The organism is Catelliglobosispora koreensis DSM 44566, from assembly GCF_000379685.1.
In the GTDB taxonomy this organism is placed as follows: Bacteria; Actinomycetota; Actinomycetes; order Mycobacteriales; family Micromonosporaceae; genus Catelliglobosispora; species Catelliglobosispora koreensis.
In genome coordinates, this window is the sequence record NZ_KB903292.1 from 17,104 (window position 1) to 43,248 (window position 26,145).

At 64.1% G+C, this 26,145-nt stretch carries 19 protein-coding genes; 9 read left to right on the forward strand and 10 right to left on the reverse strand.

All coding sequences use genetic code 11. The features are described from left to right. Positions 1-44 precede the first annotated feature (44 nt). The 3 genes from A3E1_RS0134235 (at position 45) to A3E1_RS0134245 (ending at position 5,890) form a co-directional block, all read left to right on the forward strand. On the forward strand, positions 45-2,732 hold the full coding sequence (locus A3E1_RS0134235; protein WP_020525342.1) for an AAA family ATPase: 2,688 nt from the start codon (positions 45-47) through the stop codon (positions 2,730-2,732). 119 nt (positions 2,733-2,851) lie between these two features. Next, positions 2,852-4,426 carry a M4 family metallopeptidase gene (locus A3E1_RS0134240; protein ID WP_020525343.1) on the forward strand — a complete coding sequence of 525 codons (1,575 nt, stop codon included), beginning with the start codon at positions 2,852-2,854 and terminating at the stop codon, positions 4,424-4,426. 147 nt (positions 4,427-4,573) lie between these two features. Further along, positions 4,574-5,890 carry a sigma-70 family RNA polymerase sigma factor gene (locus A3E1_RS0134245; protein WP_020525344.1) on the forward strand — a complete coding sequence of 439 codons (1,317 nt, stop codon included), beginning with the start codon at positions 4,574-4,576 and terminating at the stop codon, positions 5,888-5,890. Here A3E1_RS0134245 and ligD read toward each other — a convergent pair. Both ligD and A3E1_RS0134255 read right to left on the reverse strand, forming a co-directional pair. Beyond that, complete coding sequence (gene ligD / locus A3E1_RS0134250) at positions 5,869-6,834, reverse strand: non-homologous end-joining DNA ligase (RefSeq protein ID WP_020525345.1); 966 nt, start codon at positions 6,832-6,834, stop codon at positions 5,869-5,871. The genes A3E1_RS0134245 and ligD overlap by 22 nt on opposite strands. A 78-nt stretch (positions 6,835-6,912) precedes the next feature. Continuing rightward, positions 6,913-7,935 carry a metallophosphoesterase gene (locus tag A3E1_RS0134255; RefSeq protein ID WP_211216048.1) on the reverse strand — a complete coding sequence of 341 codons (1,023 nt, stop codon included), beginning with the start codon at positions 7,933-7,935 and terminating at the stop codon, positions 6,913-6,915. 99 nt (positions 7,936-8,034) lie between these two features. Here A3E1_RS0134255 and A3E1_RS0134260 point away from each other — a divergent pair, with 99 nt between their 5' ends. Then, positions 8,035-10,914, forward strand: a complete 2,880-nt coding sequence (locus A3E1_RS0134260) for a YbhB/YbcL family Raf kinase inhibitor-like protein (protein WP_020525347.1) — start codon at positions 8,035-8,037, stop codon at positions 10,912-10,914. Between the two features lie 48 nt (positions 10,915-10,962). On the opposite strand, the gene A3E1_RS43595 is transcribed toward A3E1_RS0134260, so the two are convergent. Further along, complete coding sequence (locus tag A3E1_RS43595; protein WP_020525348.1) at positions 10,963-12,369, reverse strand: family 43 glycosylhydrolase; 1,407 nt, start codon at positions 12,367-12,369, stop codon at positions 10,963-10,965. A 135-nt stretch (positions 12,370-12,504) separates the two neighbouring features. Here A3E1_RS43595 and A3E1_RS43600 point away from each other — a divergent pair, with 135 nt between their 5' ends. After that, positions 12,505-14,739 carry an MMPL family transporter gene (locus A3E1_RS43600; protein WP_020525349.1) on the forward strand — a complete coding sequence of 745 codons (2,235 nt, stop codon included), beginning with the start codon at positions 12,505-12,507 and terminating at the stop codon, positions 14,737-14,739. Between the two features lie 74 nt (positions 14,740-14,813). Here A3E1_RS43600 and A3E1_RS0134275 read toward each other — a convergent pair whose 3' ends face one another. After that, complete coding sequence (locus tag A3E1_RS0134275) at positions 14,814-15,377, reverse strand: CGNR zinc finger domain-containing protein (protein WP_020525350.1); 564 nt, start codon at positions 15,375-15,377, stop codon at positions 14,814-14,816. Positions 15,378-15,435: 58 nt separating this feature from the next. Between A3E1_RS0134275 and A3E1_RS43605 the strand changes: the two genes are divergently transcribed. Continuing rightward, positions 15,436-16,662 (forward strand): MFS transporter, encoded by a 1,227-nt coding sequence (locus A3E1_RS43605; RefSeq protein WP_020525351.1) that lies wholly within the window; start codon positions 15,436-15,438, stop codon positions 16,660-16,662. Here A3E1_RS43605 and A3E1_RS45410 read toward each other — a convergent pair. Then, entirely contained in the window at positions 16,646-17,647 is a 1,002-nt protein-coding gene (locus A3E1_RS45410) for a TIR domain-containing protein (RefSeq protein ID WP_051105238.1), read from the reverse strand. The genes A3E1_RS43605 and A3E1_RS45410 overlap by 17 nt on opposite strands. Positions 17,648-17,976: 329 nt before the next feature. On the opposite strand from A3E1_RS45410, the gene A3E1_RS0134290 reads away from it, so the two are divergent. Genes A3E1_RS0134290 through A3E1_RS0134300 form a run of 3 tightly spaced genes read left to right on the forward strand, consistent with a single transcriptional unit; the run spans position 17,977 to position 21,418 of the window. Beyond that, entirely contained in the window at positions 17,977-18,999 is a 1,023-nt protein-coding gene (locus A3E1_RS0134290; RefSeq protein ID WP_040392754.1) for a substrate-binding domain-containing protein, read from the forward strand. After that, entirely contained in the window at positions 18,993-20,453 is a 1,461-nt protein-coding gene (locus tag A3E1_RS0134295; protein WP_020525353.1) for a sugar ABC transporter ATP-binding protein, read from the forward strand. The genes A3E1_RS0134290 and A3E1_RS0134295 overlap by 7 nt, the downstream gene beginning before the upstream one ends. Beyond that, positions 20,450-21,418: an ABC transporter permease gene (locus A3E1_RS0134300; RefSeq protein WP_020525354.1), complete on the forward strand. Its 969-nt coding sequence runs from the start codon at positions 20,450-20,452 to the stop codon at positions 21,416-21,418. The genes A3E1_RS0134295 and A3E1_RS0134300 overlap by 4 nt, the downstream gene beginning before the upstream one ends. Here the strand turns inward: A3E1_RS0134300 and A3E1_RS0134305 are convergent. From A3E1_RS0134305 to A3E1_RS0134325, 5 genes are all read right to left on the reverse strand, one after another. After that, positions 21,415-21,726 carry an L-rhamnose mutarotase gene (locus A3E1_RS0134305; protein ID WP_020525355.1) on the reverse strand — a complete coding sequence of 104 codons (312 nt, stop codon included), beginning with the start codon at positions 21,724-21,726 and terminating at the stop codon, positions 21,415-21,417. The genes A3E1_RS0134300 and A3E1_RS0134305 overlap by 4 nt on opposite strands. A 7-nt stretch (positions 21,727-21,733) precedes the next feature. Further along, positions 21,734-22,555 carry a carbohydrate ABC transporter permease gene (locus A3E1_RS0134310; RefSeq protein WP_020525356.1) on the reverse strand — a complete coding sequence of 274 codons (822 nt, stop codon included), beginning with the start codon at positions 22,553-22,555 and terminating at the stop codon, positions 21,734-21,736. Beyond that, positions 22,552-23,424 (reverse strand): carbohydrate ABC transporter permease, encoded by an 873-nt coding sequence (locus A3E1_RS0134315; protein WP_020525357.1) that lies wholly within the window; start codon positions 23,422-23,424, stop codon positions 22,552-22,554. Before A3E1_RS0134315 ends, A3E1_RS0134310 begins: the two co-directional genes overlap by 4 nt. Before the next feature lie 21 nt (positions 23,425-23,445). Then, the gene (locus A3E1_RS0134320; protein ID WP_020525358.1) at positions 23,446-24,726 is read right to left on the reverse strand and encodes an ABC transporter substrate-binding protein; all 1,281 of its coding nucleotides are present in this window, start codon (positions 24,724-24,726) and stop codon (positions 23,446-23,448) included. A gap of 61 nt (positions 24,727-24,787) precedes the next feature. After that, a complete protein-coding gene (locus A3E1_RS0134325; RefSeq protein WP_020525359.1) occupies positions 24,788-26,104 on the reverse strand; it encodes an enolase C-terminal domain-like protein in 1,317 nt (438 codons plus the stop codon). Positions 26,105-26,145 lie beyond the last annotated feature (41 nt).

Sequence of the window (26,145 nt, forward strand, 5' to 3'; positions counted from 1 at the left end):
GCCTAGATTAACGACAGTTTCGCCAGGCAGGGGGTGGTGGCGCGGTGAGAGTCGCCGGTCGCAGTGAGGTGCTGCGTGATGCGACGGGGGCGATCAACGCGGGTCGTAGCGTGCTGCTCTACGGACCGTCAGGAATAGGAAAGTCGGTTATCACTAACGCTATCGCCGACCAGCTGTCGGCGAGTGGCACGACAGTGCTTCGCACCGCACCCGCGGAAGTCGAGGCGAGCTTGCCGCATGTCGTGCTGGTGGACCTGTTCGCGGGTCAGCTTTCGCAGGTGAGAGGGCTGCCCGCGCATTTGCGTGAGGCGCTCGAAGTGGCGCTGCTGCGCGCGCCCGCCCCGGCGAAGCCACGTGATGCGCTGACGGTGCGGATAGCCGTGCTGGAGTTGTTGCGCCGGCTGGGCGTTGAACGCCCGGTGACGCTCGTGATCGACGATGCGCAGTGGGTTGATGAAGCTAGTGCTGAGGTGCTGACCTTCGTCGCCCGGCGCCTCGGCGACGCCGGCGTGACGGTGCTGACCGCCGAACGGGTAGCCGAGGGCGATCCTCGTGCACATCACCTGTGCCCGGGTGAGGTCCAGGCGATCGCGGTGGCTCCGCTGAATTACCGGGCAACGGCCAAAGTGCTTGCCCAGCAAGGTCTTTCACCGTCAACGGTGCGGCGCATCCATGCGGCGAGCGGCGGTAACCCGCTGGTCGCGGTGGAGCTGGGCCGGGCGCTGTCCAAACAAGACAAACATTTAGAAGATCATGAGCCTCTGCCGGTACCGGGAAGACTGCGCTCTCTTCTGTCAGCTCACTTAACAGGTCTTGACGCGACGGCGCGCGAGGCGCTGCTGCTCGCCGCGGCGGTCGCCCGTCCGGCCGTCGGTTCGCTTGGCCTGTCAGCTCAGGACTTCGACGCCGCGGTGCGCGCACAGATCGTCGCCGTTGGCACCGATGGCAGCGTGACGTTCCGCCATCCCTTGTTGCGTGAGCTTGTTTACGCCGACGCGACGGTCTGCGAACGGCGCTCAGCGCACGCGAAGCTGGTGTCGATTGTGGACGACACGGCCGAGCGGGTGCGGCATTTGGTGCTGGGCAGCGCGGAGCCGGATGAGGCGACCGCTGCGCTAGCCGACGCGGCTGCGTCCGACGCTGCCGCTAGAGGCGCTTTCGCCGGTGCCGCAGCGCTTTCCCGGCTCGCCGCGCAGCACACTCCGGTGGGCAGCAGGAACGGGACGGCCGCGCGATTGCTGGCAGCGGCCCGTTATGCCCACGCGGCAGGTCACGTGGTCGAGACGCGAGAAGCCGCCACCGCCGCACTGGCCGCTGGAGGAACAGCGGAAATCAGGGTAGAGGCCCGTTTGCTGCTCATCGACGCGGCCGGGCAGGACCTCACCGGAGTGGCCGGGCACCTGGCCGATGCCGAGCGCGATGCCGCTGGCGATCCCGGCCTGGAGGCCAAAGTCGCTTGCTACGCGGCCACTTTCGCCTACTTCGAGCGGCGTTACGCCGATGCCGACGCCGAATCGCAGCGGGCTGAGAAGCTGGCGCGGGTCGCGGGAGACACCGATCAGATCATCAGTGCCGTGGGGATGCAGGCCACCATGGCGCTGACCCTTGGGCGTGAAGACGCCGACGAGTTGCACGCCAGCGCTTACCGTCTGGCCGAGGGCCGTCCGGTCACGTCGGCGACGGTAGATGCCCGGCAATCCTGGGCGATGACAGCGCTCTTCCAAGGCGACATCAACACAGCGCGGTACGAGATTCAGCGCCTCGAGTCGGATGTGCGTGACCTGGGTCTGGTGCGGGATCTGATGACCGTGCTCATCTCGTGTGCCGCGATTTATGTCCGGTCCGGCTACGGCGACGACGCGCTAAGGGCGGCAACGGAATGCGAGCGGCTGTTCACCGACGCTGGTGGTTCGCCAGCGGTCGGTCTCGTTGTCGCGGCCGCGGCGCATTGGTGCGCGGGATCGGCCGAATCGGCCATCGACTTCGCGAGCAGAGCGATCGCGGCGTGCGAGGAGATTGGCGACACTGAGTGGCTTGAGGTGAGCTATGCGGTGCTGGGGCAGGGCCTGCTCCTGTCCGGCGACGCGAGAGCTGCCGTGATCGCCTTCAACCGTGCGGCCGAGCTCGAAGCGGCCGCGCGTTCCGGTGACCCTGCGGTCATTCCATGGCATGCCGATCACGTTGAGGCGCTCGTGCACGCGGGCGAGCTTGAGGCGGCAACCGTCGCCTTCACGGAGGTCAGGCGCCGGGTGTCGCGGTTCAAGCGGCCGGTGGTGCGCCTTGGCTTGGAGCGGTCATGCGCGCTGCACCGTGCCGCGAGCGGCGATCCAGCCGGTGCCGCCGAGGCGTTGCGAGCCGCGATCGAGAAAAACCCCTCGTACCCGCTAGATGTTGCCCGGGCCTATCTGACCCTCGGTCAGTTGGAGCGGCGGGCACGCCGGCGCGCCGCGGCCCGGATCGCGTTCCAGGAAGCCATTTCCAGGTTCACCCAGATCGGTGCGCACGCCTGGTTGCCTACGGCACAGCAAGAACTGGACAAACTTGACAAAGGGTCCGGTCAGCTTTCCGAAACCGAGCAGCAAATTGTCCAGTTTGTACGGTCGGGGGCGACTAACCGCGAGATCGCCACGGCGATGTACCTGTCGGTCAAAGCGGTCGAGGCGTATCTGTCCCGCCTATACCGTCGGTTTAGCGTCCGTAACCGTACGGACCTGTTACGCATCCTGTCCTGAAGGTTTTCCCTTGCCTGTGCCCTAGGGGTTCTCTTGGGGCAGTGACGTGCCTGTGAACATCTGAAAAAAATTCTCCTGCACAGCCGCCACGAGCGGCTGGCTCTGTGGGAGGAGTTCACATGCGTGTATTACGTTTCGCCGGCATTCTCGCGGCGGCTGTCCTGGTGACAGCGAACCCCGCCGTGGCCGAACCACGGCGCGCCGATGGCGTAACGGTTACCGACTCGGCCGGAAACGTGACGGGAATCGTTGCGGCGGAAGGACAATCGCTGCGCGCGGGCAATGGCGACGCCAGCACTCACCTCCAGGCTTACGCCCGGCGGTTTGGCGTCAACGCCAAGGACTTCACGGTTGAGCGCGTGACCGAGCTGCCGGGTGGCAGTGCGGTCCGGTTCCAGCAGCGGGCGGGCGGCGTTCCGGTGCTGGGCGCGCAATTGGTTGCGGTGCTTGATAAATCCGGCAGTCTGCAGTCATTGCACGGCAACGTGTCGGCGGTGAGCAACCGCCTGGCCAACGCGGGCAAGAAGGCCGCGGACGTGCGCGGTCGCGCGGGCCGGGTTTTCGCCGCCGAGGCGCAAATCGCGGTGGAGGACCTTGAGGAAGCCGAACCGCAGCTCGCCTGGTTTGACTCGGCGATCTGGAATGGCGTCCCGTCAAAGGGCAACGTCCGGCTCGTGTGGTCGGTCAAGGTGGAGCCCACGTCACTGGCCGGCTGGGGTGGCCAGATCCTTTACGACGCCCACTCTGGTGCTGAAGTGCTCAAGCTGAGCCACAAGCACGAGATCAACCGGGCGATCTGTGACGCCAACACCACCAACGTCACGACGAGCGCGATCTGCCTGTCCAAGAATGCTAAGCGTCTTGAGGGCAGCCCGGTTTCGTCCGTGCTCGATGTCAACCAGGCCTTCGACTACTTTGGCGCCACGTCGTCTTACTACCAGAGCAACTTTGGTTACGACCTCACGGCGAACATCGGGTCAACGGGCAAGGGCGACAACACCCGCCGGCTGCGTGCCATCGTGCGCGCTTGTGTGCCGGGCTACGGCTGCCCGATGCAGAACGCTTTCTGGAACGGCAAGGGCATGACCTTCGGTCCTGGCTTCGCCTCGGCCGATGACGTGGTCGGGCACGAGCTGACGCACGGTGTCACCGAGCACACGTCCGGCCTGACCTACTCCAGCCAGAGCGGTGCCATCAACGAGGCGCTGTCGGACATTTTCGGCGAGTTCACGGACCTGACCGACGGCATGGGCAACGACACCGCCAGCGTGCGCTGGGACATGGGCGAGGACCTGCCCGCGTCGATCGGTGTCATCCGCAGCATGTCCGACCCGACCCGGTTCTCCGACCCGGACAAGGTGTCGAGCAGCCTGTGGTACACGGGCACGAGCAACTCGGCCTACGTGCACATCAACTCCGGCGTCGGCAACAAGGCGGCGTACCTCATGGTGGATGGTGGCACTTTCAACGGTCAGACCATCAGCGGTCTGGGCCTGGCGAAGGCCGCACAGATCTGGTGGCGTGCGCAGAACACGCTGACGTCCTCGGCCACCTACAAGGAGCTGGCCACCGTGCTTCCGGCCAGCTGCCGGGCTCTGGTGACCGCTGGCATCGGTGGGCTGACGAGCGCTGACTGTGCCCAGGTCGACAAGGTCGTGCTGGCAACCGAAATGAACCTCACCCCGGCGGGTTGATCCATCCGCCCAGTGAAAGCGCCGGGGTCTGCTCGTGGGGAGCAGACCCCGGCGCCCTTTTTTGTCACAGAAACTTTTCCCGCTGACCGTAATGGCAGGCCTCGCTGACGTACCTACTATCGAACTCATCTCACCCCGGAGGCAGCAATGAGGTCGGACGTCACCTTGGCACGCGCGGCGAAAGCCGGGGACCGTGATGCCTTTGAGGCGCTTTATCTCCGCCACCGCCTCGCGATGTATGGCCTGGTGCTGCGCCAGGTGGGCAACCATCACGCGGCCGAGGACATCGTGCAGGAGTGTTTCCTGGCAGCCTGGCGTGACCTGGAAAAACTGCGTGATCCGGCCGCGGTGAAGACGTGGCTGTTTTCCATCGCCTATCGTCAATCGCTCAGTTATGCCAGCCGTCACGTGGCGCTGCCACTGGCCGAATTCCCCGATCTGCCCGACGATGAGGTCTCGCGCCGCCCGGAGACCGCTGCTGAGCGGCGGGAAGCTCGTGAGCTCGTGTGGAGTGCCGCCCTCGGCCTAGAGCCGCGTCAGCGAGCAGTGCTTGAACTTTCCGTGCGGTGGGAGCTTTCCAGTAGTGAGATCGGTGAGGTGCTCGGCGTGGGCCGCGCCCATGCCGCCGTGCTCGTGCACCGTTCCCGCTCGGCCCTGGGCAACGCGATCAAGGCGATGCTCGTGGCCCGCCAGCGCCAGCGCTGCCACGGACTTTCCAAACTCCTTGGGGGTACTCATCGTGAGCTCTCCAGGGGCCAGCGCTCCAGCGTCGACCACCATATTCGCCGTTGCCCCGACTGTCAGCGGTTGAGCCGCAACCTCGCTTCGTTTGCCCCGCTGGCATTGTTGCTAGGCAAACCCGGCGGAGCGACCGCGACTGTCCACAGTGGATGGATGCTCAAACTTGGCGCGGCAGCGGCGAGCGTTGCCGTCGGGACGATCGCCTACGCCGCCGACGATCCGCCTGTTGTCGTGGGCACGCCGGCCTCGCAGCACCCCATCGCATCGGCGCCGGTTTCGCCGTCCGCCTCGCCTTCGGCCTCACCGTCAGCTTCGCCAACGCCAAGTCCATTGCCGTCGAATCTGTCGCCCGAGGCGCAAATGGTCGTGCTGATCAACGAGGTGCGGGCCGCCGCCGGGTGCAATCCCGTTGCCGCGAACGCACTGTTGGCCAAGGCAGCCGAGGCACACAGCGCGGACATGGCGGCCAATAGCTACTTCTCGCACCAATCACAGGACGGCCGATCGCCGTGGGACCGGGCCAAGAGTGCCGGATATCAGTGGCCGTCAGCGGAAAACATCGCGGCTGGAAACGCGAGCGCGAAGGCGACCATGGATCAGTTCATGAACTCGCCCGGGCACAAGGCCAACATCCTGAACTGCGGCCACAAAGCTGTTGGGGTCGGGCGGGCGTCCGGAGGACCGTACCGTTATTACTGGACTCAGCTGTTTGGGTCCAGATAGGACAGACGCACATCCTTGGGCCGCTTGTCTATGCGCAGTCCTCGCCAGCTGGGATGGCGCATGGTCACATCCGGCGTCCAGTTGCGGAACTGCACCTCACCGACCAGCTTCGGCTTAGTCCAGTGCGCGTCGCGGGCATACATCTGCGGCACCGGGCGGCCGGTGACCACGGAGTCCGGGACCTCCAGCGGCTGAAGCTCTTTGAGTAAGTCGTCGAGCATGCGCTGGGTGAATCCGGTGCCCACAGCGCCGATGAACGAGAGCTGCTTGCCGTCGGGCTCGTGTGCCGCGAGCAGAAGCGAACCCAGGGTGCCTTCCCGCCGGCCCTCGCCCGGGCGCCAGCCAATGATGATGCCCTCCTGGGACTGGCTGATCGGCACCTTGATCCAGGACTTCGACCGGCGCCCCGGCTCATAGACCGAAGTGGACACCTTCGCCACGACGCCTTCAAGGCCATGCGTGCGCGCGGTTTCAAAGACGCTGGCTCCCGGTCCGTGAAACCGGGGCGACAACTGCATCAGGCCCTCGGCGAGCGGCAGGTCTTCCAGGGCCGCGCGCCGCTTCTCATAGGTCCAGCCGGTGGTTCGTTTGCCATCCAGGGCGAGCAGATCGAAGCAGTAGAACAGGACGGGCACCTTGGCCACCAACGCCGGCGAAGGAGTGCGCACGTGCATCCGCTGCTGCAGTTGGGAGAAGGAAGGCGCTCCGGTCGCGTCGAGCGCCACCAATTCACCGTCGAGTACGAGCTCACGCTGGCCGGTCTGGGCGGGCAGAGACTGTAGCTCCGGGTAGGACGCCGTGAAGTCAATGTTGTTGCGGGATATGGCCTGCACGGTGCCGCCCTTGAGGCCGACGATCGCGCGCACGCCGTCCCACTTGAACTCATACTGCCACTGCTCGCCCTCAGGGAGGGGGCCAAGCGTAGCCAGCATCGGCAAGTCCATGATCGTTACTTTACGCCGCCGGCCAGCTTGCCGTTCGCGGTTACCCCTGACCCGTGTCGATCGTGCTCGTGCTGTCTGTCAGGCCTGAGGCGTGATGGACAGCGGCTCCCAGCTGAAAACACTGGCCTTTCGCGGGTCGGCGGTGACCTTCAGCCACTCGGTTGCCGTGTCGCCAAAGGTTTCCAGCCGGGTCAGGTTCGGCACGCCGGCGTAGCCGGGCTCCACTTCGTACACGTGCTCGTCGCCGTGAGCGAGCACCACGGGCTTGCCGTACTCAAGGGAATGCTGGACTATCCGCGCGCGGATCTGTGCGAACCCAGGCGTGTCAAGCGGTTCGGCCTGCATCAGGAGGAAGACGCCCGCAGCCCCCGAATGCCATGCGGTGGCGAAGGAAAAGTCGATCCAGTCCAGAGCCGCGGCAAGCCGCGCGTCGAACTCAGCCAGCCGGACCGAGGGCTGGTCGCCGCCTGGCAGCTGGCTCCACGGGGCGAGGTCGTTCTCGCTTCCAACCACGTGAACGGCGGCGAAGACGACCCGGTTGCGTAGGAACAGGGTGTTTTCCACATAGGGCCGGTGCCGTGGATCAAGTGATTGCGGCAGAACCGGCATCCGGTGCTGTCCGAGGGTCAGGCCAGGGATTGGGTAGAAGATGCGGCGGACAGCTTCGAGCCGCTCCGTCGGAACGTATCGTCCAGCGGCGGTGCGGTGGCAGTCCGTCCACTCGTTGTCGCCGGGTGTGAGAACGAACGGATCGGCGAAGGTGCCATAGAGCGCTGCCAAGTCAGCGAAGCGCGCGTCGTCGCAAGTAGACGATCCGTTCTTGATGTCACCAGCGTGCAAAACGAAGCGGACCTTGGGGTCGGCATTGATCGCCGTCACGAGCGAGGGAAAGATGACTCGCTGCGCGTCGCCATAGGGAGTGTCTCCCAGCAGGGCAAACGTCACGGGCGCGCTGCCATGGGCATGAGGAGCGGCGGCGGCTGGAACGGCCATCAGCAAAGTGCCCGCGAAGGCAGTCAGGACAAGGAAACGTCGCATGCCCTGATTCGTGCAGCTGATACTCACCGCGAGGTAAAGGTGACGCATCCTGAGGATTGACATAAGGGCATGTTTGATGGTTACTTCATGGTGCCGCGCCAGTAAGTCAGACTGACTAACTATTGGAAGGTGACCATGCAGAGACGTCTAAGGTTCGCTGCGATGGCTAGCGCGTCAGCGCTGGTGGCGGCGACCCTCGTCGCAGGCAATCCTGCCCAGGCGGCACCCACGCGTTACGAGGCCGAGACCGCGCCAGCGACGTGCGATGGGACCATCGACTCCAACCACACCGGGTTCTCCGGCACCGGATTCTGTAACGCGATGAACGCCATTGGCGGCCAAGCACAGTGGACGGTCAGCGCGGCGAACGCGGGCACGGCCACGATCGCGATCCGCTATGCCAATGGCACCACGGCGAACCGTCCGGCGGACATCGCCGTCAACGGGACGGTCGTCCAGGCGGCCAGTGCCTTCAACCCCACTGGAGCCTGGACCACATGGGCGACGAAAACCCTTACCGCCCAAGTGAACGCGGGCACCAACACGATCCGCGTCACGGGCACCACCGCCACCGGCCCGGCCAACCTCGACTTCGTGGACTTTGAAGTCGCTCCTCCCCAGAACTTCACCGACTATCAGGCCGAAAGCGCTTCGATCGGCCAGGGGCTGGTCGAGTCCAACCACGCCGGTTTCACCGGCACCGGTTTCGTCAACTACGACAATGTCGTGGGGAGCTTTGTCGAGTTCACCGTGACGACGGCCGCGGCAGGCAACTATCCGCTGACGTTCCGCTTCGCCAACGGCACCACGATCGACCGGCCGATGGACATCACCGTCAACGGCCAGCCTTCCGCGCCAGGGCTTTCCTTCCCTGGTACTGGAGCGTGGACGACGTGGACGGAAAAGACCGTCACGGCATCACTAAACGCGGGCTCGAACACTGTCAGGGCGACTGCGACGACGGTCAACGGCGGGCCGAACCTCGACCGGCTCAGGGCTTCCGTCCCCGCTGACGCCCAGCCGCCGACGGCACCCGGCAACCTCAGGCTGACCAGCCCGGCCCGTCCTTATGCGATGGACATCGCCTGGGACGCCTCAACCGACAACGTTGGCGTCGCGAGTTACAAGATTTACAACGGCGGCAACGTGATCAAAGAGGTTGGCGGCAACATCCTGGCCACGACGCTCATCAACCTCACGCCAAACACGCGATACGTGCTCACGGTTCTCGCTCAGGACGCGGCCGGAAACGCTTCGCCCACAAGCAATAACCTTGACGTGACCACACCGCCGAGCGATGACCTCCAGCCGCCCACCGTCCCGGGCGGTCTGCGCTCGACGAGCATTCAGCCCACGAGCGTCTCGCTGGCCTGGAACGCGTCGACGGACAACATTGGCGTGCTGGGTTACCGGGTCTTCCGCAACGGCACGCAGATCGCTGACGTGCCCGACCTCGTGGCCACGGACAGCGGGCTGACACCGGACACGACGTATAGCTACACCGTGCTGGCCTACGACGCCAACGCCAACGCCTCGGCGCAAAGCCCAGCGGTGGCGGTCAGGACGACCGTGGCTGGCGGCGGGGGCGATCCCGCGTTCGACCGCAATATCAATACGCAACTGGATCTGCCGTGGGGCATCGGCTTCCTGCCGGACAACACTGCCCTCGTGGCCGAACGCGACCGGTTCGAGATCGTGCGTGTGACGCTCAGCGGCCAGAAGACCGTCCTGGGAACGATTTCCGAGGCGGTCACGACGACCGGAGAAGGTGGCCTGCTGGGGCTTGCCGTCTCACCGACGTTCTCCACGGACAACTACGTCTACGTCTACTACACGGCCGCCACTGACAGCCGGGTGTCGCGGTTCAAGCTCATCAACAACACCATTGGTGCCCGTGAGCCGATCGTGACTGGCATCGCCAAGAGCACCTTCCACAATGGAGGACGGCTTAAGTTTGGCCCGGACGGGTTCTTGTACATCACAACCGGTGACGCTCAGACGAGCAGCCGGGCGCAGAACCTCAGCTCGCTCAACGGAAAGATCCTGCGCGTGACGGCCACGGGCGATCCCGCTCCGGGCAACCCGTTCGGCACGAGGATCTACAGCTATGGTCATCGCAACGTTCAGGGCATCGCCTGGGACTCCCAGGGCCGCCTTTGGGCGTCAGAGTTCGGCAACAGCACCTGGGACGAACTCAACCGGATCCAGTCCGGCGGCAACTACGGCTGGCCGACCTGTGAAGGCTCTTGCGGCACAACAGGGATGATTAACCCGGTCCGGCAATGGGATGTCGCTTCGGCCTCACCGAGTGGCCTTGAGATCGTCAACGATTTCATCTACATGGCAGCGGTCCGTGGGGCACGCCTGTGGGTCATGAAGATCACCGGGGCGAACTCTACTGATACCCCCAGAGCGTTTTTCAATGGCACTTGGGGACGACTGCGCACGGTCGTGAAGTCACCCGACGGCGGCCTGTGGCTGACGTCGACGAACAACGACAAGAGTGGCGGCACGCCAACGGTTTTGAACAACGTCATCGTGCGGCTCAAGTTCGCGCTTACGCTGACGAGCACCGCGTTTGGCCACGGCGGCAACATCCCGGCCAAGTACACCTGCGCCAACGATGGGGTGTCCGGCAACGACATTTCCCCGCCGCTGGCGTGGATGGGCGATCCGGGTGCTGGTGCGCAGAGCTATGCCATCACCTTCATTGACACCGCCAACAGCGGCAAGCATTGGGTGATCTGGGATATCCCAGCCGCTCGCAGTTCACTGCCGGAAGGTTTGGGGCTCGGCTTTGACGTGCCGGGACAGTCACCGGCCAAGCAACGCTCGTTTGGCACCGGGAACAAGACCTACCAGTTCTTTGGCCCGTGCCCAGGGGGCTCGAATCACTTGTACCAGTTCAAGATTTACGCCTTGAATGTGGCGACGTTGCCCGGGGTGAACTCCAGCTCCACGGTCGCGCAAGTCGAGACGGCGATCCTCGCCAACGACATCAGCAGCGCGATTCTCAACGGCAACTCCAACGCGTCAACGTAACCAGACAGCTCCGGGCACCAGAAATATCGGTGCCCGGAGCCACCCTGCTCAGACGCGCGTGATGCGGATAGCGTCGGCGATCACTAGACCGGTGCCATTGGTCCAGCGGCTAACGGCCACCTTGTTCTCATCGCCCGCGGTCAGGGTGAACGTGCCCAAGGTGCGCCAGGTGCCACCGTTGACCCGCTGGTCGACATGGACCGACACGTTGCCCGTCGCCGTGACGATGACATGCGGCGCGCTGCTGTTGTAGCCAGGCAACGCAGGCCACCACACCTCGACGCGATAGTTGCCCGTCTCGGGAATGGCGAACTTGTACCAAGCCGCGTCACTGGCCGCGACCGGGCTCGCGTAGCGATAGTCGGGCCCGTAACGCTGAGCCGAATACGACGACGTGCCCCAGTTGGCACTGGCCGTGAACCGTCCCTCGGTCGTGTTGTCCACAATGGACGACCATCCTGTTGACGGGTTGTCCGGGTCTCCCGCCGGCGGCGTCAGCGCTGTGCCCAGCGAGTAGGGACGGCCGAAGTTCGGCGTGCCGTCACCGTTCCACGAGATCTTCTGTGCCCGGGTCGTCCGGCCGGCGTAGGTGTAAGCCGACGATGTCTTGCCGTGATAGACGATCCAGTCTTCCGATCCGTCCGGTGACTTGAAGAATCCGTTGTGTCCCGGGCCGAACACGCCTGCCGCGTCGTTGCGCCAGAATACGGGCCCGGCGTGCTGAAGCCAGTTGCCGGGCACGAGCGGGTCCGCGCCGTCAGCGATGGACTTCATCCACAGCTGATAGTCGGGCTTGCCTGTGTCGCAGGTGGAGTAGACGAGGAACAGGCGCCCCGGTCCCTTCAGGCCCACCGGGCCTTCGCGAACCTCCGTGCAGCCACCGCTGGCGGGCAAGGCCAGACGGTTGCCAGTGACGGTCCAGGGAGAGTTCATCTTCTGCAGGTAGATCTGTGCCGGGCCACCCATGCCCCGGCCAGGTCCCGCCCACGCGAAGTACATCTGCCCGTTGTGGACGAACGGTTCGCCGTCGATGGCGTAGGTTCCCCAGTCGGCGATGCGCGCTTTGAAGTGATAGGGACCCAACGGATCCAGGCCATCAGACTCGATGACGTAGTTCCGGTGGTTCGCGTCCACGCCATCGCTGGCGGTGTAGTAGATGTACCAGCGCTCACCAAAGCGGTAGAGGGCTGGTGCCCACACCTGCTTGTTGCGGCTGTTGTCGGGGTCGCGGAAGACCGTGTTCTCCGGTGCGTTCTTCAACCCGGCCAGCGTCGGTGACTTCCAGATGCCGATGCGGTCGCCGAGCGTCGTCGCCAGGTAGTAGTTCCCGTTGTAGTAGGTCAGGGTGGGGTCCGCGCTCCCGTTGAGCGGGTTGGTGAAACTGCCAGCTGCCTGCGCCGGTGCCGCGGGCAGAACGAGCAGTAGACAGGTGACCAGCAGGGCCAGCCTCTTCATGACATCACCTCGTAGATCGATGTCCGTTATGCCACTACGAGCTTGCGGCTAGGCATCACCAAACGGCGCCCACTTCGGCCAAGACCGAAGCAGTGCGTCGTTTCTGGACGACCGCGTTCGGGTATGCGTCGGGGCATGGCTGACGAGGAAAAGCCCAAGAGCAGGTGGCACCCGAGCCGCATGCTGGCGTGGTATGCGGTGTTTATCGTGCACCTGCGATGGGTAGTCGTCGCGTTCTGGACGGCGGCGACGGCAGCGGCGGTGCTGTATCTGCCGCCGATCGGGACTGGCGGCGGCGACCTCAACGAGCTGGTGTCCATCGAGAACCCAGCCATCCAAAGCGAGGTCAAATCGTTTGAGAAGTTCGGGTTCCCGCTGCTGAGCCGGGTCGCCATCGTGCAGCGCAAGGCGGAGGGACTGCCGCCCAACGTGCACGCCGAGGCCGTTACCCGGGCACGGGACCTGAGCAATGGTGCCTTCCCTGACGCCAAGCCCATCATCGCCGCGATTCCCGTGACTAACAGTCTGGGACTCGTCCCCGGCTCGGAAGAGCGTGGAACCACGGTCATCACGTACCTGTTTACTGACGCTGACGTCACGTTTGAGGAACAACTTGAGGCGGCCGAACAATTCGTCGCCAGCCATTATGACGCCGAGGATGGTGTCATTGGCGTGACCGGCTCGGTGCCCGCGCGCGTTGAGCAGGGCCGCATCGTCTTGTCTGCCGTGCCGTGGGTGGAGATCGCCACCATCGCCGCGGTGTTCCTGATCGTGGCGATCGCGTTCCGGTCACCCATCGCGTCATTGGTCGCGATGGCCGTCGCGGGAGTCGCGGTTGTCCTCACGCTGTTTGTCGGTGGTGCCCTCGCTGATCGTCTCGGCATCCCGGTGCCACAAGAAACGCAGCCGTTGCTCGTCGCCCTGTTACTAGGTGTAGTAACGGATTACGTCGTGTTCTATCTGTCCGCCGCGCGATCGGAAATGGCGGCCGGAACGGGGCGCCTGCAGGCCGCCGAGCGGGCGACCGCTCGCTTCACCCCGATCATCGCCACCGCCGGGGCCACCGCCGCCGCGGGCACGGGCGCGCTCATCGTGGCGGACTCGCCAGCGTTTCGCGCGTTTGGGCCGGGCATGGCACTGGCCGTGTTGATCGGCATGCTGGTCGCGGTGACGTTGGTGCCAGCGCTGATCGCCATCCTGGGCCGGGCCGCGCTGTGGTCACCCCGAACCAACTCCGTGCCAGAGGCTAAGGAGCTTGCCTCAGAGGAGAGCAACGGGCGCTGGTCGCGGTTGCTGACCCGGCCCTGGTTTGCCTTGCCAATGCTGCTTTTGTGCATCGGTGGCCTCTTGGTCGCGGCAGCACCGATCCGCGATATCGGGCTAGGAGTGTCGTTTGTGGAGGCTCTGCCCGCCGGTCACCCAGCGCGGCAAGCGGCAGCTCAGGCAGAGGAAGGCTTCGCAGACGGCATCCTTTCCCCAACCGAGCTGCTCATTCAGGGACCAGGCGTAGCAGCCCGCACGACAGAACTAACCAAGCTGCAAGAGTCGTTGGCGCGGGTGCCAGGCGTCGCCGCGGTGATTGGGCCTGGGAACCAGGCCGTCCCGGAAGACCTCAATCTGTTTGATAGTAAAGACGGTTCAGCGGCGCGCTATCTGCTCGTCCTATCTGACGAGCCGCTAGGGGCGAGTTCCATTAAGACGCTGACACATTTGCAGGGTCAGCTGCCGGGGCTGTTGCAGGCAGCGGGGCTGTCCGAGACAACGGCGAGCTTCGGCGGTGACACCGCTATCGCGAAGGTCATCGTGGATCAGACAAAGCACGATCTGTGGCGCATCGCTATCGCGGCACTGCTCGCCAACCTGCTCTTCCTCATGCTGTTCCTGCGCGCGTTCTTCGCGCCGCTCGCCTTGCTCGCGTGCAGTGTGCTCGCCATCGCCGCCACGCTCGGCCTAACGACATGGGTGTTTCAGGACCTGCTGGGCGCGGACGGCTTGACGTTCTACGTTCCGTTCGCGGCGGCTGTGCTCCTTGTCGCCCTCGGGTCGGACTACAACATCTTCGGCATCGGCCCGGCGTGGAAGGAAGCGCGAGGGCGCCGATTGCGGGAGGCATTGGCTATCACGCTGCCCCAGTCGGCCCGTGCCATCAGGACGGCGGCGATCACGCTAGCGGTCAGCTTCGGCCTGCTCGCCTTGGTGCCACTGCGTCCGTTCCAGGAACTCGCCTTCGCCCTGTCGATCGGCATCCTGATCGACGCGTTCGTGGTGCGCTCGCTGCTGGCTCCCGCTCTGCTGGCTGTCTGGAACCCGCGCCCGGAACCTTTGGAGACGGCGCCGGAGGAAGCGGTCGCCATCGCCAGTGCCGAATGACTTGGCGCCGGTTAGCGCGGCATTTCGCCGGGGCCACGATGGCAGGTTCCGCGGTCGCCATGTCGAGGCGAGAGTTAGGTTAAGCGCTGCCGTTCGGCGAACGCGCGGGCCTTGGCCCGGTTGCCGCACACGCGCATGACATCCCAGCGCCGGGTGCCCTTGGGTGAGGAGTCCCAGAAGGCCCACGCACAGTCGTCGGCCGGGCACCGGCGCAGCCGGGGCCAGTGGCCGGAGGCTACCGCCGCGGCGTAGCCGGCTACCACCTGTGCCAGGGCGGCCCGGATGGGCGAAACCGACTGGGGGACAAGGTTTCCGCCCACGGCAACGGTCAGCGGGAGTTTCGCCAGGGCACGCTCCAATAGCGACATGGAGTGCTCATCTGGTACTCCCTCGTTGTTTTGCAAAGCGAGGTCGCGCAAGCCTGCGCGCAAGTCGAGCGCTAGCCGCAGATCACCATCGCTCACAGGAGCCGGCTTGGCCAGGAGGCCCTGTGCCACGAGCCACGACGACAGCGCCGTGGGCGGACCGTCGAACACGTCGGTCCCGTCCTCGACATCCACCGTGTTGATGAAGTTGAGCACGGGCCGCAAGCTGTCTGGCATCTCATGCAACGCACCCACCCCCTTGACGACCAGCATAACCCATGCAAACCTCTAACCGGTTAAGTACGATCACCGGTTAGAGGGGCAAACGGGCATGCGCAGGAACGAATGGGCGCTGGTGGCGTTCACCGGGCTCACCAACACGGCCGACGCGGTTACGCGGGTGGCGCTGCCCTTGCTGGCGCTGCGCTTCACGGACTCGCCCGCGCTCGTCGCGCTCGTGGCCGTGCTCCTGACGCTGCCGTGGTTGCTGACCGCGCTGCATGTGGGCGTGCTCGTGGACCGCTACGACCGCAGGCACCTGATGTTTGGCGCCGAAGTCGCCCGCATGGTGTCCGTCGCGGCTCTGCTCGCCGCGGTGCTCACGGGGACGGCCGGTCTCGCGCTGATCTTCGCCGTAGCGACTGTGCTCGGTGTGGCCGAAGTCGTCGCGATGACCGCCGGAGCATCCATCATCACCGCGGCGATTCCCGAGCAGCGCCGGGAGAAGGCGAACGCGCGGATCACGGCGGTCGAATACCTGTGTAACGGGTTCGTGGGGGCGCCGGTGGGCGGATTCCTTGTCGCCGCTGGGTTCTCCGTCGCTCTCGGGACGACCGGCGTGGTTTACGTCGTTGGAGCACTGCTATTGCTGGCGCTGTCCGGGAGCTTCCGCCCGGCTAACGTCATCAAGCAGCCGGTGCACGGGCAGATCCGCGAAGGGCTGACTTTCCTGTGGCGTAACCCTCTACTGAGGACGATGGCGCTGTCGGTCGCGGTGATGGCCGGGTGCTGGTCGGCTTGGCTTGCCATCATCCCTGTGTACGCCGTAGGCCCGCTCGGTCTTAGCGAGTCCCAATACGGTTTCCTGCTGACCGCCCTCGGCGCCGGAGGCGTCACCGGAGCACTCGTCGTCGGCAAGGTGAACCGGATCCTCGGGCGCCGCAAGGCGATGTTCGCCGACATCGTCGGATCGTTTCTTCTCGTCTTTGTTCCCGTCGTCGTGCCGTTCACGCAAGCGGGCGCGATAGCCGTTGCGGCAGCTGCGTTCGCGGCCGGACTGGGCGGCACGATGTGGGTCGTCAACGCCCGCACGATCTATCAGTCGCTGGTGCCCGACGAGCTGCAAGGAAGATTCCACGCGGCGAGCCGGCTGGTCGGCTGGGGCATGAATCCGATCGCGGCGGCGGTCGCAGGCGTTGTGGCGCAGGCGGTTTCGTTCCGTGTGGCGTTCGCGGTGTTCGCCGTCGCGTGCGCGGGACTGGTGTATCCGTTCCTCAAGGTCGTCACGCCCGCCACCCTCGACGAGCGCCCTAGGGAACTCGTCACAGATGGTAGATAGTCTCCATAATGGACAGATAAACCGTGTATGGGTTCTTCACATACTCGACTCGGCGGAGGGCCTGCGCCTCACCAGCGGCCTCCAGCGTGAAGGTGCCGAAGTCGAACACGCGCCCGAGTGCGCTCTGCTCGAAAGCCGCATCAGTGAGGCGCGTTGTCGGGATCATGCTCACCCTTCGTTCGATGACCCCGTTGAGGAGCATGACCCGTTTATCCGTCACCACAAGGCGTTCGGTGGACCGGGTGACCGCGAACCTGATCACCGCCCACGCCGTGACCACGGACCAGAAAAGAATCCCCGGCAACACGAACATACCAATGGTGATAAGCACGATTAAGAGTGCCGTCGCCAGAATCAGCGCAGCCATCAGCACAGGATGCGACAGCACGCTAATGCGGTATTCGCCCACTAGCTTCTCGGTCGGGAAGAGGTATCTGCTGACCATTGTGGACGGCTCAGAGCCGCCGGGCATTGGCCCCGGGGATGCCTGCCGCAGCGGTTCCTTCGGCTGAGCCGGAACCGGCAGGGGCGCAGGGGCTTGCCGCGCCGTAGCGGCTTGGGGCGACCGGGCTGGTTGCTGTGGGGCGGGCGGTGGGGGAGTCACCGCGGGCAGGAGCTGGCGCAGGCGGGCCAGGAAGCGCGACGAGGGGACCTCGCCGTTGGTGACGTCTTCGTGGTGCAGGTCAGCCACTTCGATAGGGACCCGGCACGGCTCTAGAAGCAGAGGCACAATCGGCTTGTTGTGGGCCTCGGCATAGGACAGTTCTCGGCCGACCCACTTCGACCCGGCCGCTTCTGGTGTTAGCACGACGATGAAGACGGCACATTCGTCGATCTGCTGCTGAATCACGGCACCAAACCGTTGCCCTGCCGCCATTTCGTAGTCGTACCAAACGGTCACATTGGCCTCGCTCAGGTGAGTGGCCAGCTTGTCAACGTAGTGCCGGTCTCGCCGGCTGTAGCTAATGAACACATGGCCGCCCACGCACGGCACCCTACTAGCTGGAGCGCTCCCATTGCACTGGTCGCCAAGGCACTTTATTCTGCTTTGGACAGTCGTAGCCGATTCCGGGGCTTCCGTGACTTCTGGCGGCATCTGAAGAGCCGCTACGGACTCTGACCCACCGAATTCATCCCATCATGTGGGCGTACTGGCTCAACATTAGTCCGGATAGGACGGCTAGGTCCCCGTATTCATTGGATGAATCCCGGCCTTGTTATCCAGCTGTGACCTTTGCGCCCTTGTATTTCGACCACGATCCATGTTTGTTTTTGAGTGTTTACTTTGGACGATGTGCATCGATGGGAGGGATCATGGGGTGGCTGCGTCACACCGCCGCTGTCTCGGCTGCGCTGGCCCTTAGCTTGACCGGGTGTCAGTCCGGAAAGGAGGAAACTCCGCCTCCGGGAGGCACGGACGGCAAGGTAAAGATCTACTACATGCAAAAGCAGGGCACCCAGGACTACTTCCTCGGCGAAGCCAAGGGCGCCAAGGATAAAGCCGCCGCCCTCGGCATTGAACTCGTGATGGTCGATCTCGGCAACGACACCAGCAAGACACTCGATGCCATCAACACGGCCGCCGCGCAGAAGGCCAACGGCATCATCATCGTGGTGCCCGACCCATCGGTGGGACCGGCTGTTGTTCAGGCGGCCAAGGACAAGGGCATCCACTTGCTCACGACCGATGACCAAATCTGTGTCGACAAACCGAAACCAGCCGACTGCTCGCCCGACAAGATTGTGCCGCGCATCGGTTTCTCCGGCACACAGATGGGCACCGAAGTAGGCAAAAAGGCGGCTGAGCTATACAAGGCCGCCGGATGGAGTCCCGCCGAGACCGCAATCATCGCGGCCTGGAAACAGGACGTGACCGTTTGCACCGACCGCGTCAAAGCAGCCCTGCCAGCCTTCAAAGCGGCTGGTGGCCCTGACCTCAAGCTGATCGAAGTCGGCACCGACAACACGCCGCCGGACGCGCAAACCAAAGTCGCGGCAACGGTTACCGCCAACCGCGCGGTCAAGAACTGGATCGTCTGGGGTTGCAACGATGAGAACGTGACCGGTGGCGTGACCGCTCTGGAAAACGCCGGCTACAAAGTCGAGAACATCATTGGCGTTGGTATCAACGGAGACCTGGCCTGCAAGGCATGGAGCGCTGGGAAGGCGACCGGCACGAAAGCCTCGCTGTGGCTGGCCGGGCACGAGGTTGGTTCCCTCGCGGTGCAGAGCATGTACGACAAGATTAAGAACAACAAGGATTTCGAACGCGAGGCTTACGCCAAGACGACGATGGTGACGCCGGATTCATACAAGGCGGCCGGGCTCACATGCTAGGTGTGGCCCACCTGAGTAAGCGGTTTGATCCGGTCCAGGCACTCGATGATGTGACCCTGGACTTCCCGGGCGGCACGGTGACGGCGCTGCTCGGCGAGAACGGGGCCGGAAAGTCAACGCTGGTAAGGATTATCGATGGTGAGCACCTGCCCGACACCGGGCAGGTGCTCCTCGACGGTCAGCCGGTGGGGCTGCATTCACCAAGGGACGCCCGGCGCCACGGCATCCGCGTCATCCCGCAAGAACCTGAGATCGTGCCGCACGTCTCCGTCGCCGAGAATGTCTACATTGGAGCGCTGTCTAAAGGCTTTCTGTTTCATGGAGCTTCCCTGCGAAAGCGAGTGGAGCAACACATCGCCCGGCTCGGCTTTGAGCGCATGTTGCGCCCCGACACCCTCGGGCGGGATCTAACCCCGGCGCAACGTCAGCTCGTCGAGATCTTGCGGGCGCTGACCACTCCGGCGAAGGTGATCGCGTTTGACGAACCGACATCGTCACTATCGGAGCACGAAGTCACGGCCCTCTTCACACTCATCCGGCGGCTTCGCGACGAGGGGCTGGCCATCATCTATGTCTCGCACCGGCTGGCGGAGATCTTCCAGATCGCTGACCGCATCGCCGTGCTGCGCGACGGCAAAGTCGCGGGAGTCGTCGCGGCGCAAGAGACCACTGAACGTGCTGTCGTGTCCATGATGGTCGGGCGTGACCTGACCACGATGTTCGCCCGTGACCACGTCGCGACGACCGAGCCCGTGCTTGAGGTCGATGAGGTCAACGGCATCAGCCTGACTGTCCACGCGGGCGAGGTCGTCGCCTTGGCGGGCCTCGTCGGTGCGGGCCGGTCGGAATTCTGCCGTGCCTTAGCCGGAGACCTTCCGATCCGGGGCGGAAGCATCAAAGTGGACGGACAGCCGGTCACCATCAAGCACCCATGGCACGCGATCCGCGCCGGGATCGTCTACGCCCCCGAGGAACGCAAAGCTCAAGCCCTCCTGCTCGGGCGGCCGGTGCGTGACAACATCGTGCTCGCGGTGCTCAACCGGTTGCGGCGCTGGCGATTCGTGCGGCGCCGGGACGAAAGCGAGCTGGCCCGTCATTTCGTGAACCGCCTCAACGTGCGCACACCCACGGTCGGCCAGTTGGTCAGCAAACTGTCGGGCGGCAATCAGCAAAAGGTGGTCCTCGCGCGCTGGCTCGCCCGGCAACCGCGGCTGCTGATCCTCGACGAACCCACTCGCGGCATCGATGTGGGGGCGAAAGCCGAGATCTACCAGATCATCGCAGGGCTCGCCCGCGACGGCATGGGCATCCTGGTCGTCTCGTCGGAACTGCCCGAAGTGCTCGGCCTCGCTGACCGGATCGCCGTCATGAAGGACGGCCGCGTCACGGGTGTCCTTGGCCGGGCCGAAGCGAGTGAAGAAGCCATCCTCAGCCTCGCGATGGGGGAATCGTGAACCGCGTCCAGAACCTCAGCCTCATCGGCGCGCTCGCGGGGGTGCTAGCCGTCTTCGGCATCCTCAACGACCAGTATCTGTCGCTGAGCAACCTTGCCGTCATCGGCCAGGCCGTCACCATCGCCGGATTGCTCGCCGTCGTGCAGACCGCCGTCATCATCTGTGGCGGCATCGACATTTCCGTTGGCTCCCAAGCGGGTTTAGCGGCCGTTGTTAGTTCCATGGTGTTCGCGTGGACCGGTGACGGACTGGCCAACGGCAACGCGTTCGCCGCCATCGGCGTTGCCATCGTGGTTGGCGCGGCAGGCGGGGTCGTGAATGGAGTGATCATCGTCTATGGGCGGGTGAACGCGATCATCGCCACGCTAGCCATGCTCGCCGCCTACAAGGGCATCGCGCAGCTCATTTCAGGTGGGCGGGCACAGGGGTATCTGCTGACTAATGACTTGTTCATCTTCATCGCGCGGGGGAGCGTTCTCGGAGTACCAGCGATGATTTGGATTCTTGGCATTGTCGCGCTCTTGGTGCATCTGTTGCTGAAAACGACGGACATCGGCCGCAACATGTATGCCATTGGCGGCAACGCCGTCGCGGCCCGTCTCGCTGGCATTAACATCAACAAATACATCATCTCGGTGTACATGCTCGTTGGTGCCGTGGCTGCTTTGGCGGGCATCATCTTGGCCGCGCGCAGCACGGCCGGTCATCCCACCGCCGGGTCCGAGGGCCTGGAATTGAAGGCGATCACCGCCGCGTTCCTGGGCGGCTGCGCGATCGCCGGGGGCAAAGGAAGCATCGGGGGTACGCTGTTAGCCGTCACCCTGTTGGGAGCGCTAGAAATCGGGCTGACCGTCGTTGGCGTGAACCCGTTCTGGCAAAACGTCGCCCAGGGCGCCTTGCTCGTCGTGGCTGTCGTGATTCAGCAGCGGCGCACGGGAGACCGGGCGGTCGGCTTGCCCGGTTAGGGAAGCGACCAGACGTGTTTGATCCCCGAGTCGCTGCCAGAGTAGTCATCTTCGACCTCGAGCAGCTCGGCCATCTTCGCCTGCCACGGGATGTTGGCCGGGTGGTCACGCAATGCGGCCCGCATCGCTTGGTAATCCTCGACTTCGACAAGGTGGAACAGATCGCGCCCGTCCCGCCAGATCCGCCACGAGCGCACGCCGGCCTCGCGCAGCGCCACGTCGAGGCCGGCGGGGATGACAGCGTGTTCGCGGTCGTAGCCGGCTTCCTTGCCGGGCTTGAGTTTCGTGTGCAGGGCGATGGTTTGCATGGTGCGTCTAGCCTTTCGTCGCGCCGCCGGTCAGTCCTTTGACGAACTGCTTTTGTAGCAAGAGGAAGAACAGGAGCACAGGCAAGGTCGCCAGGAACATGAAGGCGAACAGCGAGCCGAAGTCCTGCTGGTATTGCCCGATCGAGCGGTAGATGCCGGTTGTGATCGTCGTGCCCGTGCCCGGGCCGAGGATGATGAGCGGGTTGAGGAAGTCGTTCCAAATCCACACGCCGAGGAAGATGAGCACACTCGCGGTCGCGGGCCGCAACAGCGGGAAGACGATGCGCCAGAACACCTGCATCCGCCCCGCGCCGTCGAGTGCGGCCGACTCCTCAAGTTCGATGGGGATCGAGCGCACGAAACCGGCGAACACGAACACGCCGAAGGGCACGTAATAGCCTACGTTGAAGAGCACGAGCCCGACGAGCCGTGTCTGCGGCGTTTCCATCAACTGCAGGAACCGCAGCACATCGACGACGGGCTTCAGGATGACTTGCGGCGGAATCATCAGCCCCGAAAGCAGAAGCAGCGTCAGGGCTTTCGACCACAGCCCGGGTGTCCGCGCCAGGTAGTGACCCAGCATCGCCGACAAGACGGTCAGCACGATGATCGACAGGGAAGTCACCATGATGCTGTTCGTCAGGCTGACCCAGAACAAGTTGTCAGTTCTGCTGAGCACAGCGTCAAGGTTTGCCAGCGTTGGCGGGATCGGCAGCGAGGCTGGTTCAGGAGCGATGCGATCGCCGCGTTTGAACACGTTGACCAAGGTCATATAAAGTGGCACGAAGAAGACGGCGCCGATCGCCAAGGCCAAGAGTTTGCGTCTCATAGGTCCACCTCGCGGCGCTGCAACAGTTTCAAGGCGACGGCTGAGGCGGTCGCGATGATGAGCAGCATGACGATCGCCTCCGCTGAGGCGTATCCAGGGCGGTTGGCCACGAAGGCTTCCTCCAGCACGAGATAGGCGATGGTCGCCGTGGTGCCGGTGCCCGGGCCGCCGCGCGTGATGATCTGCACGTGGTCAAAGACTTTGAAGGCCGTGATGAGCAGGATCACGGTGTTGACGGTCAGCGCGGGGGCGATCATCGGCCAAGTCACACGCCAGAACCGGCGAAACGGCCCAGCGCCGTCGATAGCCGCGGCTTCAAGCAGTTCAGCTGGTACTCCTTGGAGCCCAGCCAAATACACGACCACGCAAAACCCCAGCATCTGCCAGGACAAGATGCCTCCGAGACTGTAGAGCGCGTAGTCCGGATCGGACAGCCAGCCCGGCGGATCGCTGACACCCACCGCGCGCAGCGTCTGGTTCAGCAAGCCCTCGCTGTCGAGCAGCCGCGTCCAGATAATGCTCACGACGACCGAGCTGAGCACGACGGGCACGAAGAAGACACTCCGCAAAGCGTTGTAGACCCAGCCTTTGCGATCCAGGAGCACAGCGATCGCGAGCCCGAGCGCGTTGGGCACGATGACCACGATCACGGTCAGGATCGTGGTCACGCGCAGCGAGGTCAGGAACTCCTCATCGGAGAAAAGGAGCGAGTAGTTCCGCAGCCCGACGAATTTGGTGGGCGGGTTGAACGGGTTGTAGTTGGTCAGGCTGTAGCCGAAGCTCACGATGATGGGCAACAGCACCAGTGCGCTGTATATCGCGACCCCCGGTCCGCCGAACGACAAGAAGTGCGTGAATCTGCGCCGCACGGCGGACCTCCTCGTCTGGCCTCAGCCGGCGGCTTTCTGCCATTCGCTGTCTAGGAACGAGCACACCTGATCCGGATTCTTCTGGCCTGACACGAGGTCTACAAGAGACGAATCCAGCTTGGCGCCGACGCCGGCAAGCATGCCGTCGTCGCCCGCTTCAAAGCCCATCGAGGCGACTATCGCCTTGGCGGCCACGCCCTTGGCGTAAAGGTCGTAGCCAGCCTTGTAGTGCGCGCCCACGTCAGATGGTGGCGTGTAGCCTTTCACCGCGATGAACAGACCGTCTGCTTTGGACGCGTTGTCCATGTTGGTCTTGTCGAGCTGGAAAGCGAGGGCGAAGGTGCGGGCCGCCTCAAGGTTCTTGGCCTTGGCGCTAACGAGCAGCCCGCCACCGGTGAAGGCGGGGACCACCATCTTGCCGTCGTCAGACGGCCAGTTGAACTGACCCACTTCGAACGCGGGCTTCTTGCTGTCCAGTTCGCCAGCGAACCAGTTGCCCATCGGGTAGATAGCGCCCTTGCCGTCGAGGAAGGCTTGCTGCGTCGCGGCATAGTCGCGCGAGACATCGGCCTTGTTCACATAGCCCTTGGTGGCGAGATCGGCCAGCTTGCCCGCGGCCTTCTTGAACGGGGCGTCGCAGAACTTCACTTTGCCCGCGCGGCGGTCGGCTATCCACTTTGGATTCGCGCTGTAGACATCAGTGCCGGCTATGCCAGCGAAGAACACGCCCAGGTTGTCGTGCACGCCACCGGTGACGAACGGCTGAATGCCCTTAGCCTTAAGCTTTTCCGCCGCTGTGAGTAGATCGGCGTAGGTCTTGGGTTCCGAGGTGATGCCAGCGTCAGCGAACAGCTTCTTGTTGTAGTAGACGATCGGGATCGTCTGCGTGTTGGCGGGAAGCTGGTAGACCCTTCCCTTTACGGCGCCGTTGCTGGGGAACTCGAAGTCCTTGAGCTCCTCGGGCGTCCACGCGTAAAGCTCGCCCGCCTCAGCGAAGCCGACCGGCGACACAGCGATCATCACGTCGGGGAACTGAGAAGTCGACAACAACTGCTTGGCATATTTGGTGCGGTCCTGGTCAGGCGAGACCACCTTGTTCACCTTGATGCCGGGGTGCTTGTCCGTCACCCGCTTGATCGCGGCATCCCAGTATGCCGGGGTGAGGTTGGGCGTCTCGAAGACGAGGAACGTGATCTCTTTAGTCCCTGAACTTGAGTCAGGTTCCGTGGTGGTGCAAGCGGCCAATCCAGTGGCGCTAAGTAAAACCAGAGCCAGAGCGGCCGTAAACAGTCTGGTCTTCATTGGAGCATTAGATCGGATGTTTCAGGAGTGAGTCAAGGGTGTAACCGTCCAATATGGGCCTTCAGCGTGCCGATTCATTGGATGAATTTGTCCAAGCTGGACCAGAGGGGAACGCATAAGCAGCCAGTGACTCTGGGCGCATCTGTGCGGAGAAGCCCGGTGCCTGGGGAACAATATATCGCCCATCGCTAATGGATACCGGATCGGCGAAGTGCTCGTGCAGGTGATCGACGTATTCCAGGGTGCGGTCCTCAAGCGAGCCGGACACGGCGATGTAGTCGAACATCGCGAGGTGCTGCACGAGTTCACACAGACCAACCCCGCCCGCGTGTGGGCACACCGGCACGCCAAACTTGGCTGCTAGCAACAGGATCGCGACGTTCTCGGTGACTCCCGCGACCCGGCACGCGTCGATTTGCAGCACGTCGATCGCGCCAGCCTGCAACAGTTGCTTGAACACGACCCGGTTAGCGGCGTGTTCCCCGGTGGCGACCTTGATCGGGGCGACGGCTTTGCGGATGACGGCGTGCCCGAGGACATCGTCGGGATTGGTCGGTTCCTCGATCCACCAAGGGTCGTAGCCCGCCAGCGCCTTGGTCCAGGTGATCGCCTCCTGCACGCCCCACCGCTGGTTGGCGTCGATCGCGATGCGGACGTCGGGGCCGACCGCCATCCGTGCGGCCCGCAACCGCCGCAGATCGTCTTCGAGATTCGCCCCGACCTTGAGCTTGATTTGCCGGAACCCTTCGCTGACCGCCAGCCGCGACAGTCTGATCACGGTTTCGTCGTCGTAGCCGAGCCAGCCTGGGGAAGTCGCATAGGCGGGGTAGCCCTTGTCCGCCAAGTGCGCCATGCGCTCGGCGCGCCCGCCCTCGGCCGCCTTAAGCAGGTCAAGCGCTTCAGCGTGGCTTAGCGCGTCCTCTATATACCGCCAGTCGACGAGATCGGCGATCTGCTCCGGCGACATGTCAGATAGCAAGCGCCACACCGGAATTCCGGCCCGGCGCCCAACCAGGTCCCACATCGCGTTGATGATCGCCGCGCAAGCCATGTGCATCGCGCCCTTTTCTGGCCCGAGCCAGCGCAACTGTGAATCGTGCGTGAGGCGCCGGCCAAACTCGCCGAGGTCGGCCGCGACCTCGTCAAGGTCCACTCCGGTCAGATAAGGCGCCAATGCCCTGATGGCCGCGCACACCACTTCGTTGCCCCGGCCGATGGTGAAGGCGAACCCATGTCCCTCAAGGTCTTCAGCGGATGTGCGCAAGACGACGTAAGCAGCAGAGTAATCCGGATCTTTATGCATGGCGTCAGAGCCGTGAAAACCCGAAGACGTAGGGAATCTGACGTCGTGACACTCAATCCCAACGATGTGTGGCATGGGCTGAACATCCTATGTCTCTGAGTCGCGAATCAGGATGG